At 32.2% G+C, this 12,509-nt stretch carries 11 protein-coding genes; all 11 read left to right on the top strand.

Annotated features, from left to right (window positions below):
* Positions 1-7 precede the first annotated feature (7 nt).
* Positions 8-1,849: a recombinase family protein gene (locus tag HGPB_RS07140; RefSeq protein ID WP_019132997.1), complete on the top strand. Its 1,842-nt coding sequence runs from the start codon at positions 8-10 to the stop codon at positions 1,847-1,849.
* 64 nt (positions 1,850-1,913) lie between these two features.
* Positions 1,914-2,528 carry a TetR/AcrR family transcriptional regulator gene (locus HGPB_RS07135; protein WP_019132996.1) on the top strand — a complete coding sequence of 205 codons (615 nt, stop codon included), beginning with the start codon at positions 1,914-1,916 and terminating at the stop codon, positions 2,526-2,528.
* Positions 2,529-2,635: 107 nt separating this feature from the next.
* The gene (locus HGPB_RS07130; protein WP_019132995.1) at positions 2,636-4,405 is read left to right on the top strand and encodes an ABC transporter ATP-binding protein; all 1,770 of its coding nucleotides are present in this window, start codon (positions 2,636-2,638) and stop codon (positions 4,403-4,405) included.
* Positions 4,402-6,126: an ABC transporter ATP-binding protein gene (locus tag HGPB_RS07125; RefSeq protein ID WP_019132994.1), complete on the top strand. Its 1,725-nt coding sequence runs from the start codon at positions 4,402-4,404 to the stop codon at positions 6,124-6,126. The genes HGPB_RS07130 and HGPB_RS07125 overlap by 4 nt, the downstream gene beginning before the upstream one ends.
* Positions 6,127-6,151: 25 nt before the next feature.
* Positions 6,152-6,742, top strand: coding sequence for an MptD family putative ECF transporter S component (locus HGPB_RS07120; protein ID WP_004827287.1), 591 nt, complete (start codon positions 6,152-6,154; stop codon positions 6,740-6,742).
* Positions 6,742-7,470 (top strand): energy-coupling factor transporter transmembrane component T, encoded by a 729-nt coding sequence (locus HGPB_RS07115; protein ID WP_019132993.1) that lies wholly within the window; start codon positions 6,742-6,744, stop codon positions 7,468-7,470. Before HGPB_RS07120 ends, HGPB_RS07115 begins: the two co-directional genes overlap by 1 nt.
* Positions 7,467-8,852, top strand: a complete 1,386-nt coding sequence (locus tag HGPB_RS07110; RefSeq protein ID WP_019132992.1) for an ABC transporter ATP-binding protein — start codon at positions 7,467-7,469, stop codon at positions 8,850-8,852. The genes HGPB_RS07115 and HGPB_RS07110 overlap by 4 nt, the downstream gene beginning before the upstream one ends.
* Positions 8,853-9,165: 313 nt before the next feature.
* On the top strand, positions 9,166-9,582 hold the full coding sequence (locus HGPB_RS07105; protein ID WP_019132990.1) for a sigma-70 RNA polymerase sigma factor region 4 domain-containing protein: 417 nt from the start codon (positions 9,166-9,168) through the stop codon (positions 9,580-9,582).
* 83 nt (positions 9,583-9,665) lie between these two features.
* Positions 9,666-9,995 carry a DUF3847 domain-containing protein gene (locus HGPB_RS07100; RefSeq protein WP_019132989.1) on the top strand — a complete coding sequence of 110 codons (330 nt, stop codon included), beginning with the start codon at positions 9,666-9,668 and terminating at the stop codon, positions 9,993-9,995.
* A 246-nt stretch (positions 9,996-10,241) separates the two neighbouring features.
* On the top strand, positions 10,242-11,894 hold the full coding sequence (gene mobQ / locus HGPB_RS07095) for a MobQ family relaxase (protein WP_019132988.1): 1,653 nt from the start codon (positions 10,242-10,244) through the stop codon (positions 11,892-11,894).
* Positions 11,895-11,896: 2 nt separating this feature from the next.
* Positions 11,897-12,509 (top strand): phage replisome organizer N-terminal domain-containing protein (locus HGPB_RS07090; protein WP_019132987.1); only part of this gene is annotated, 613 nt, incomplete at its 3' end.

Here is a 12,509-nt window from a genome sequence, read left to right as displayed (position 1 = left end):
GGTAAAAATGAGGAATTTTGAAAAGATAACAGCACTCTATGAGAGATTAAGTCGTGATGATGAACTGCAAGGAGAGAGTAACTCCATCATCAATCAGAAAAAAATATTGGAAGAATACGCAAGCAAAAATAATTTGTCAAACATCATTCACTTTACAGATGATGGAATCAGCGGAACACAGTTTGACAGACCGGGATTTATGGCAATGATGAACGGAGTCAATCAAGGCAATATCGGTTGTATCATTGTAAAAGATATGAGCAGACTTGGCAGAGATTATCTCAAAGTCGGTCAATGTATGGAGATACTAAGACAAAAGGGCGTAAGACTAATCGCTATCAATGATAATGTAGATAGTTTTTACAGAGAAGATGATTTTACTCCCTTTAGAAATATCATGAATGAATGGTATGCAAGAGATACATCAAGAAAAATCCAATCGACTTTCAGGTCAAAAGGTGAAAGTGGGAAACATACTGCAAGCACACCGCCTTATGGCTATATCAAAGATGAAAAAGATAAAAACAAATGGATAGTAGATGAAAAAGCAGCCGAAGTAGTAAGACGCATATTCAATATGACCATGCAAGGCAATGGTCCGTATCGAATAGCAAAGATATTGGAGAGTGAAAAAGTAGATATACCCGCCTATCATCAACAGAAATTAGGCTATGGGCTATATCAAAGCAAAAACTTTGAACATCCCTATCGTTGGTGCAGCTCAACCATAGCAAGCATTTTAAAGAAACAAGAATACTTGGGGCATACAGTCAATTTCAAGACAAGAAAGCATTTCAAGGACAAGAAAAGTAAATATGTATCGGAAGATAACTGGCTTATTTTTGAAAACACGCATGAACCAATCATAGACCAAGAAACCTTTGACAATGTGCAAAGGATAAGAGGAAATGTAAAAAGGTATCCTGACGGTTGGGGAGAATATCACCCACTCACAGGACTGATGTATTGTGCAGATTGTGGAAGCAAAATGTATGTTCATAGAACAAGCAACTATAAAAATATTCCATATTATACTTGCAGTGCCTATACCAAAACACCTTGTGGGACACTTTGCCCATCAGCACACAGAATAAAAGCAGAAGTAGTCTTAAATCTAATACAGGAAACATTAAAAGATATTAAAAAATATCTTGATGAAGATAACGAAGCCTTTATCCGTTCCATTCAAAATGAAATGGAAGAAAAGGAAAAAATAGAGATAGAAAAGAAACGCACAAGGCTTATTGACAGCAAAGGGCGATTACAGGAATTAGAAAGACTGATGTGTCGTATCTATGAAGATATGATCCTTAACAAAATACCAAATAGCAGATATGAGATACTAAATAATCAATATGAAACGGAGCAGATAACTTTAAGTAAAGAAATTAAGGATTTGGAGCAGACAATATCAAGATATGAAAAAGAAACAGACAGAGCTAAAAAATTTATATCTCTTATCAGTCGTTATGAAAACTTTGATGAACTTACAACCACAATGATAAATGAGTTTGTAGAAAAAATTATCGTACATGAAAGAGATAGAAAAGGAAGTCAGACATCAAAGCAAAAGATAGAAATTTACTTTAATTTCATAGGCAATTATGAATTGCCACAGGCGGAGTTAAGTGAGGAAGAAAAACAAAAACTTGAGGAAGAAGAAAGAAAAATCAAGGAAAGAAAAGATAAACTACATCAAAATTATCTAAAGAGAAAGGCAAGCGGAAAACAGAAAGAGTATGAAGATAAATATAAGGCAAGAAGGAAGCAGAAGAAACAGGAGAAAATAAAGGTTCTAAAAAGAGCAGGAATACCATTAAGTGATTTTCAACGAAAGATTTTAGATTGACTTTTCGGTTAGAGTGTGCTAACATATAAATAAAGAACGAATGTCGGTCAAAAGGGGTGATGATTTGTCAAACAGAATTTCAAAAGCTCCGGAGGAGAGAAAGAAGGAATTGATAGAAGTTGCATCTAAACTTTTTGAGTTGAAAGGTTATGAAAAAGTTTCAGTGCGAGATATTCTTTCTGAAGTAAATGGAGCTCCGGGAATGTTTTATTATTATTTCAAGTCTAAAGAAGATATATTTTTAGCTTGTATGGAAACATATTTTGAAGAAAAACTAAAAAATAAGTTGGATATACTTCAAAATAAGGAAATAGATTACGAAGAAAGAATAAAAATTTTAAGAGATCTCATAGTAAAAGATATCAGTCAATTTACAACAAGATATAATTTTTCAAAAGAGAATTCAATTACAGATAACTCGTACAGGCTATGGGAATTGATTCATTACATTGGAAAATTTATAGATGTCTATTCAGAGTTTATAATTGAAGGAATTGAAAATAAAAAAATAGAAAATAGTATGGGAATAAACAGGGAAAATGTGAGAAGTTTTGCAGCTTTTATTTTATACGGAGCTGTTGGAACAATATATAATGACTATATTATTAAGGGAGAAAACAAAACAAATTCAAGTGAAGCCTTTGGAATAATAAGCGAACTATTTCAAAGACCTCATTAGAGAAAAATAAAATATAAGTATTTTACAAGGGAAACATCAATGGTGTTTTCCTTGTATTAGTTTTAAGGCAAATGAACGAACTCGTTCGGTAAGGAGGTATGTTTTAGATGAAAAAGAAGAAATCAATCAAAGATATTATTTCCTACAGTGAAATAAAAAAAGGACAACTTGTAGGAGGGATATTATTTGTTAGTCTTGGTATGCTATTAAGTATTTGTCCAATTTTGGTGATATACAAAGTCATAAAATCTCTATTTTTATATGGAAAATTAGAACAAAGTACAATACAGTTCTGCACCTATGGACTTGCAGCAGTGGTATTGTCATATTGTTTAACTTACATTGGAGGTATTTTATGCCATAAGTTTTCATATGTTTTAATAGCTAACTTAAAAAAGAAGATATTATTTCATATTGGGAATCTTCCTTTAGGTTTTTTTACCGGAGACAACAAGTCAAAAATAAGGCAAGTATTAGGATCGGACATGAATCAAATTGAGGGATATTTTTCTCATCAATTACCAAATTTAATTTCAACTTTAGCACTAATTTTAGCAATGATAATTGTTATGTTGAAGATAAATTTAATATTAGGTCTTACGACTTTGTTAATTATATTTGTTGGTTTAGGAATTCAGATTGCAATCATGGCAAAGATTATAAAGTCGGGTGGACTTGAGAAGAACTTTGCGATTTTGGATCAAATTAATTCAGCAACTACTGAATACGTTAATGGTATGCCGGAAGTGAAAATATTTGGAACAGGAGCAAAATCATTTAAAACTTTTTCAAAGTCAGTAGGAGAATATAGAGACTTTACAAGTTCGATGACATCAATGATAAGACCGGGATTTGTTTCATTTAGAATGTTTATTTTATCTGTTGCTACATTCATAGTTCCAGTAGGAATACTTTTAATGTCACGAAATAATAACTTGGATTTTGCTACAGTTTTTATTTTCTATTTGATTCTTGCACCTGCCATTAGCGTACCTGCATTAAAACTTAGAGATTTTGCAGAAGGAATGAATTTACTAAATGAAGTTGTTTTGAGAATCTACGAAATTATAGATCAAAAAGAATTGGCAATTGAAAATATCGAGGAAGAGATAAAAGGTCATGATCTTGAATTCGAGAATGTAAGCTTTTCTTATGGAGATGAAGAGGTTTTAAAGAATATAAGCTTCTGTGCTAAACAAGGAGAAGTTACAGCATTAGTTGGCTATTCGGGAGCAGGCAAATCTACCATTGGAACGCTAATACCCAGATTTTACGATCCTTCAGAAGGCTCTATTAAAATTGGTGGAGTTAATATAAAAAATATTCCGATGAACGCCTTAATGGAGAGGATAGCATTCGTTTTTCAAGACAGTGATCTTATCACAGATACAGTCTTCAATAATGTTGCTATGGCAAAGACAGGTTCTACAAAAGAGGATGTCATAAAAGCATGTAAAAAAGCAAGATGTCATGATTTTATTGTAAAACTTCCTGATGGGTATGACACTGTTTTGGGTAAAGGGACTTATTTATCCGGAGGAGAGAAACAACGTATTGCTATAGCAAGAGCGATTTTAAAGGACGCACCAATATTAGTATTAGACGAGGCAACAAGTTTTGCTGATTCTGAAAATGAATATCTTATGCAGGAAGCTTTGTCTGAATTGGTTAAAGATAAGACAGTTATCATGATTGCTCATAGGTTAAATACCATAGAGAATGCAAATCAAATTTTAGTAATATCTGATGGAAAAATTGCAGAAAGAGGTAAGCATGAAAATTTAATCCTTGCAGATGGAATATATAAGCGACTCTTTGATATTTATAAGAAGACAAATATTTGGCAAATGGATATAGAAGGGAGTGATAATAAATGATAAGAAATATTACGTTAGGAAAGATGAATAATATAAGAAAATCCATTGCCTTAAATGTTTTGGCTTCTATTTCCAACCTTATACCATTTATTGCTTTGGCGAAAATTGTAGAAACACTATTTTTAAATAGAGGTGCAGATAGTATAGATACGAGCCTTTTATGGAAGTATTTTGGGATAATGGCAATATTTTTCTTTGTAACATTCTTATTGGAAAATTTAGCCACAAAATATACCTATGAACTTGGATACAAGTCAAGTGCAGATGGAAGAATAGAGCTTGCAGACCACATAAGAAAACTGCCGATAGGTTATATTTCAGGGAAAAGCTCAGCAGAGATCGTAGATACATTAATGAATGATTTTTTCAAAGTTGAAACGGCAGTAACGCACCAACTACCTCAATTCTTCAGTGGTATATGTGTAGCAGTTCTTTGCTCAATATTATTTTTGATAATTAATGTAAAAATGGGAATAGCAACTCTTATTGGACTACCTATTTCTGTTCTACTTCTTACACTCATGCAAAACTTTCAGAAAAAAATTTATTTGAAAACAAAGAAAATGAGGATAAAAGAGGAAGAAGATATAAACGAATATTTGGATGCCATTAAGACTCTAAAAGCTTATAACAGCTTAGATGATACATTAACAAAGCTTGAAGAAGATATAGATAACTCAAGAAATGCAAATATTAAGAGTGAGAAAGGGGTTGGTTCATTAACTACTATAGCAAGTATGATTTTAAGAATAGGACTTCCTTTGATGAGTTTAGTTGGTTCCTATTTATTTATAAATGGATCTTTGGAAATTGATACATTTTTAATGTTCTTATTTGTAGGCACAAGGATTTTTGATCCCTTGGAGCTTGCACTTGTAAATTATACAGGTCTACAAATGGCATCAGTTTCAGGAGAGAGAATCATTAACTTACTTAACGCTAAACCTATGTCAGGAAATTCCGATGTAAACGAAAGCAACAAAATTGAAATCCACGATGTTTCATTTTCTTACAAGGAATCTAAGGTTATCGATAATGTTTCATTAGACATTAATGAAAATGAATTAACTGCTTTTGTTGGTTACTCTGGTTCTGGAAAATCTACACTAATTAAATTAATTTCCAGATTTTATGATCCTAATGAAGGGACAATTAAAATTGGTGGAGTAGATTTGCTAACAGCCGACCCTGATAAATTAATGGATAAATTTTCTGTTGTTTTTCAAGATGTGTATCTTTTTAAAGACACAATTTATAACAACATAAAATTTGGAAATGAAGATGCAAGTAAAGATGAAATCATGAATGCTGCAAAAATGGCAGGAGCTTATGACTTTATAGTCAAAAAAGATGATGGATTTGAAACTATGATTGGACAAGGAGGTGCGACTCTGTCTGGAGGTGAGAAACAAAGAATATCAATAGCGAGAGCAATATTAAAAAACGCCCCAATAATACTACTTGATGAAGCAACATCATCCCTTGATCCTGAAAATGAACTTATTATACAGGAAGCCATATCAAATTTAATTAAAAATAAAACAGTTGTGGTTGTAGCCCATAAATTAAGAAGCGTAATGGGAGCTGATAAAATTGTTGTTTTAAACAAAGGAAAGGTAGAGGAAGTTGGGAAGCATGAAGAACTTATTAAAAATGAAGGACTATATAAAGACTTATGGAATTATCAAGAAAAGTCTAAAGAATGGAAGATTGTAAAGTAACAATCAATTTTAAAGGAGAAAACTTATGAAAACACAAAAGAAATCATCAAAAAACGCAGTTACAGCCGGTGTTTTAATTGCACTTTACTTTGTAACATATTTAGTAATTGGGGCAATATCTATGCCTGTCCCTGTTTTATTTTTACTAATGCCTATGCTTGTAGCACTACTTGCTGCACCAACCTATCATATGCTTCTTGCAAAGACAAAGTCAGCTACTGCTATTGTTATCGCAGCTATCTTACCAAGTATTTTATTAGTTGCAACTGGACATATTCCAATTGCGCCATTAGTGGCAGTGCCTGCCGGAATAATTGCTATGTTCATAGCAAAAGGTGGAAATTATACAGACTTTAAGAAAAATACAATTAGTCATATGTTTTTTTCTCTAAACTTATTTGGAGGATTCTTACCAATCTGGGTTATGAGAGAAGCATTTTTTGAAAGTGTAATAAAAGGTGGCTTAGATCAAAGCTTTTGTAACACAGTAAGAGCATGGACACCAATATGGATGTTACCGGTTATGATTATAGGAACATTTATATTCTCTTTGATTGGTTCTTATTTTACAAAAAAAATACTAAATAAAAAGTTGGAATCCGCAGGAGTTTTATAATGGAAAATTCAAAGTTTGTTCTGGGGTCAAAATATGACCTCAGAACAAAACTTATCTTGCTTATAGGTGCGAATATTTTAATTTTTTTAGGGTTTGATTGGATCTATCAAAGCCTTATTACATTATTTTTCCTTGTCATTATTATTAGCGATGGTTATAAAAAATCCGCTATAAGGTATGTTTTATTTTTTGTAATAAGTGTAGTATTGGAAAAATCTTTAGCCTATTTTAGTATGAATTTTCTTTTGAATTTAATTTTATTTATCTTAGCAATTGGAAGAAAATTTCTGCCATGTATTATCATGGGTAAATGGATTTTAAATTCAACATCTGTTTCCGGTGCAGTGGCAACTTTACAAAAATTAAAACTTTCAAAAGACTCGCTCATAATGATTTCTGTAATATTTAGATGTTTGCCTACTATTAAAGACGAATGGAGTCATATAAATATGGCGATGAAAACAAGAGGGATTAGCATTAGTATTTATAATTTATTTCATAGACCTGCTGCGACAATGGAATACTTTTTTGTACCCTTATTCGTAAGTGTAATAGAAATTGGGGATGAGCTATCCCAATCAGCCATTATAAGGGGGCTTGATGCTCCTGTTCAAAAAACAAGTAGATACCTAATTAAGATTAGAAAAAATGACATTGGCGTTTTAATTCTTATGATTTTAATTTTATCAATAGTAATATTTATGAAAGTGTCAGGGTGGGATTTATGATTGAAATTAGAGAATTAAGTTTTAAGTACAAGGGAGGATCTGATTACTCATTAAAAGATATAAACTTGAAAATCAAAAAAGGGGAATGCATTCTTCTATGTGGTAGGAGCGGTTGCGGAAAGTCGACTCTATTAAAGCTTATGAACGGCATAATACCTGAGTTTTATGATGGGGACATTTCTGGCAGTGTTATGGTCAATGGTATGAATACATTTACCACACCAATTTATAAATTATCTAAGGATGTAGGTTCAGTTTTTCAAAATCCTAAAACACAATTTTATACAACAAACACTACAGATGAGATTGCTTTTGGTTTAGAAAATTACGGAATAGAAAGAGAAGTAATTAACAAAAGGATTAAAGAGGTCGAAAAAGAGCTTCATCTTGAAAGCTTGATGAATAAAAATATATTTAATCTTTCCGGAGGAGAAAAGCAGAAGATTGCTATAGCAAGTATTTACGCATTAAACCCTGAGATATTTATTCTTGATGAACCGTCTTCAAGCTTAGACATAAAGTCAATGAAAGAACTATCACTTACAATAAAAAAGCTTAAATCTTTAGGAAAAACTATTATTATTGCAGAACATAGGCTGTGGTATTTAAAAGACATTATTGATACAGCAATATATTTAGAGGATGGGAAAATCATCAGAGAATACAGTATGGAAGAAATTCAAAATTTAGATGAAGAAGAAAGATTGAAAACAGGACTTAGACATACTGAATTGCGTAGTGCTAACTTTAATAGAAAATCAAATTCTTTGCGAAAAGTACCTGAATTAGAAATAAACGACTTGCTGTACAAAAGAAATAAGCAAACTGTTTTTAAAGTAGACAGATTAAAATTTGAAAGCGGAAATATTGTGGGCATAGTTGGAAATAACGGAATAGGAAAATCTACTTTTGCGAGAATTGTTTGTGGTCTTGGGAAACAATCCTCAGGAACAATTTGTAAAAATAATAGGAAACTATGCTCTAAAGAGAGAGTTAGAAACAGCCTATTAGTTATGCAAGAAATAAACAATCAGTTATTTACTGATACAGTTTATGATGAGATAAGTTTGACATCGGATATAGATGATGACAATAAAATAAACATCTATATGGAAGATATGCAAATTGAAAAGTTAAAGCAAAAGAATCCTCATACCTTATCAGGCGGGCAGAAGCAGAGAGTGGTTATTTTAGCCGCCCTACTTTCAAATAAAAATCTACTGTTTTTTGATGAGCCGACAAGTGGGTTGGATTATGCGAGTATGAAAGTAGTCGCTGAAAATATAAAAAATTTCAAAGAAAAAAAGAAACTGATTTTGATAATTTCTCATGACTTTGAGTTTTTAGAAGCAGTCTGTGATGAAGTTATATATTTTTCGTAATTGATGCAGGAAGTTAAGTTGAATATTAAAAAGGATAAGGGAACACGACAATTTTAAAAGGAGGGTATTTTTATATGGAGGGATAATCATGTCAAAACTTATAGTTTCGGTTTTCAAAGAACGATATAATTATCCTTTTTTATTATTGGAATTGCTTACACATAGCAATAATACTTTACCAGAAACAACAAAATAGAAAATTATATAAAACATTAGTTTTTAAGCCGAGAGGACATTTTACGCCAAAGTGTAGAAGTCCTCCTTTTTTATTCTCAAAAAGCAAAACAGAGAACTTAAAAAGGAGGATAACACAATGGCAAAGAAAGAATATTACCTTTATGTAAAAGGCAAAGCCGTACCTGTAAGTGAAGAAGTATACAAAGCCTACTGGAAGATAACAGAGCATGAAAAGTATCTCCAAATAAAAGATTGGAAGCATAATGTAATACCATTTTCGGCACTGGATCATGATGGACACTTTGTAGATAACATCATAGATGAAAAAATAGACTTAGAAAAAATTGTAGAAGTAAAAATGCAAATTGAAGAACTTCATAGAGCATTAAATACTCTTTCAAAAGAAGAACGAGAGTTAATGGAAGCCATCTTCTACAAAGAAGAAAGTCTAAGGTCAATCAGCAGAAGAGAGAAAGTTACACATCAAGCAATCAGTGGGAGGAGGGATAGGATTTTAGAAAAACTGAGAAAGATTTTAGAAGATAAAATCTAAAAACTTGGAAAGGTTAAGTGTCAAAAAAGGTGCTTAACCTTTCTTTATGGAAACAAGCAGATACCAAAACGGAGGAATTAAAAATGAAGAAAGAAAAAACATTACAGGAAGTACAGGAACAAATTTCTGAACTTCAGGAAGAAAGAGAAAAGTGCGATGTAAAGCTGAAACAATTACAAAATCAAGGCAAAAAATTAGAAAAACTGGCAAATGAAAAGGAACGAAAAAGAAGAAATCACAGGCTCATACAAAGAGGCTTGATAGTAGAAAGAGTAATTGAAAATTCCCTTATGTTTGCCAATGAGGAGATAGAAGAACTACTTAAAGTTGCTACTGATACAGAAGAATACAGACAAGCCTATGAAAAAATGATAAATGGAAAAGATATGGAAGATGAAACAGATATTGAGTGAACAGAATAAAAAAACTTAGTTTTTTCAGAAGCTCCCTGCAAGGGCAAAAAGCTTCGCAGAACGCAAAACACCCTTTAGGGTGTATAATTGCGCCCTTAGAAAAACTAAGGGATTTTAGCAAGTCTTAAAACATACAAAAGTTAATAAAAATATACAGATAAAGCAGATAGGAAAAGATACAAAAATAACCTGTCTGCTTTTTTTATTTACCTGAAAACAAACAAAAAATGAAAGGAGCTTATACAGATGGCAGAAACATTTCACTTTAGTATATCAATGATAAGCAGAGGAAAAAGTAAATCGGCAGTTGCAAGTGCAGCATATATATCCTGTGAGAAATTAACAAATGAATGGGACGGAGTAACTCACGACTACCATAATAAAAAAGGACTTTTACATTCAGAAATCTTCTTGCCGGAGAATGTCCCCATAGCATTAAAAGATAGAACTACTTTATGGAATAGCGTTGAACTAAATGAGAAAGCAAGCAATGCACAGCTTGCAAGAAACTTCATTATCGCCTTACCGAAAGAATTATCTTTTGAAGAAAACAAGAAACTCATTATCGACTTCATACAAGAAAATTTTGCATCAAAAGGAATGATAGCAGACCTTGCAATCCATGATGAAAGTGATGAAGAAAATAACAATATCCATGCTCATATTATGACTACCCTTAGACCAATCAATGAAAAAGGAGAGTGGCAGGCAAAAAGCAAAAAAGAATATGTTCTTGATGAAAACGGAGAAAAGATAAAACTAAAAAGCGGAAACTATAAAACAAGAAAAGTAGAGCTGACAGACTGGAACGATAAAGGCAACGCAGAGAAATGGCGAGAGAATTTTGCAAGCCTTTGTAATCAGTATTTAGAAAAAAATCATCAGGAAAAGAGAGTGGATCATCGTTCCTACAAAAGACAAGGGATAGAAGAAATCCCAACCATTCACATGGGAGCAAGTGCCAGCGCCTTAGAGAAAAAAGGAATCGAAACCGACAAAGGAAACATCAACAGAGAAATCAAAAAGCATAATTCCTTAGTAAAAGCCATCAAGAACAAGATAAAAGAGATCACTTCATGGATAGATGGGTTACTTGGAAATCTGCAAGCAAAATACGATGAGTATAAACAGACCAAGAAAGATGAACTGGAGAACAAAGCAGAACTCTTTAACCTTTATGAATATATTTCTATCTACAACGAAATACAGGGAGAAAAAATAAAAAATCTATCCTACTATGGACAGATAAAAAAGGGAAATGTAGACCTAAAGAGATTTGTAAAAGCAATCTACTATCTAAAAGATAATCATCTTCAAACCATAGCAGACCTACAAGGAAAAGTCTTTGAACTTGCAAAACAAAGTAAAAAGATAAGTGGTGATATTCAAGAAAAAACACAAAGAATAAAAGACTTAAATCAATGTGTAAGCTGCATAGACTCTATCAAAGAAAACAAAGAAGTTTATCAGGAATACAAAAGCAAAACCATATTCAAAGACAGCTTTTATAATTCTCATAAAAAAGGAATAGACAGATATCTAAGAGCAAGAAAGACCATAGAAAAATTTACAGGGACATCATCTATAAAATTAAGTGATTGGCAAAAAGAAATATCAAACCTTGAAAAAGAGATACAAAGTTTAACGGAAGATAAAGTTAAAGTACAAGACGAATTTAAGCAGATAGACCATATCAAATATGCAGTAAAGATTGTCAATGACGAGTATGGAATAGACCTATCTATTGAGATAGATAAGGCAATTAAGAGAGGAGATAAACCAAGTGTTATTGCACAGCTGAAAAAATTCCAAGAGCAAGAGGAAAGAAAGGAGCAGTACAAACAAAAAGCCAAGGAAAAGGCTAAAGAAAATTATAAAAATAAAGGGGAAGAAAGATAAAAATGGCAGACAACAGAAGATACTATTGGTTAAAATTGAAAGAAGATTTTTTTACAGATAAGAGAATCAAAAGGCTAAGAAAAATATCAGGAGGAGATACCTATACAATCATTTACCTCAAATTGCTTTTGCTTAGCTTAAAAGATAGTGGGAAGCTGTATTATGACGGAGTAGAAACAGACTTTATCAAGGAGCTTGCATTAACGATTGATGAAACGGAAGATGATGTAATGGTTACAGTAAATTATCTTGTAGCACAAGGATTGATGGAGATAATCACAGAAAATGACGAGTATTTTTTAACAGAAATCCCAAGTCTTATAGGTTCAGAAACAGCGTCTACAAGGCGTTCGAGGAAATCAAGAGGACAAAAAGCGTTGCAATGCAACAATGGTGCAACACCTTGCAACCTTTTGCAACAAAACTGCAACGGAGATATAGAGATAGATAAAGAGATAGATATAGAGTTAGAAAAAGAGGGGGAGATAGAAAAAATATCCCCCTCCCTTTATGGAGAATATAAAAATGTTTCCTTAACTGATGAAGAATATGGAAAATTAAAGGATAAAATGCAAGGGCATAGGGAAGAAATGATAGAGAAGCTGTCAACCTATT

The sequence above is a fragment of the Peptoniphilus obesi ph1 genome, from assembly GCF_000311865.1.
Lineage (GTDB): Bacteria > Bacillota > Clostridia > Tissierellales > Peptoniphilaceae > Peptoniphilus_E > Peptoniphilus_E obesi.
Note: the sequence above shows the minus strand (reverse complement) of the source record. Positions and strands in the feature narration are given on the sequence as shown.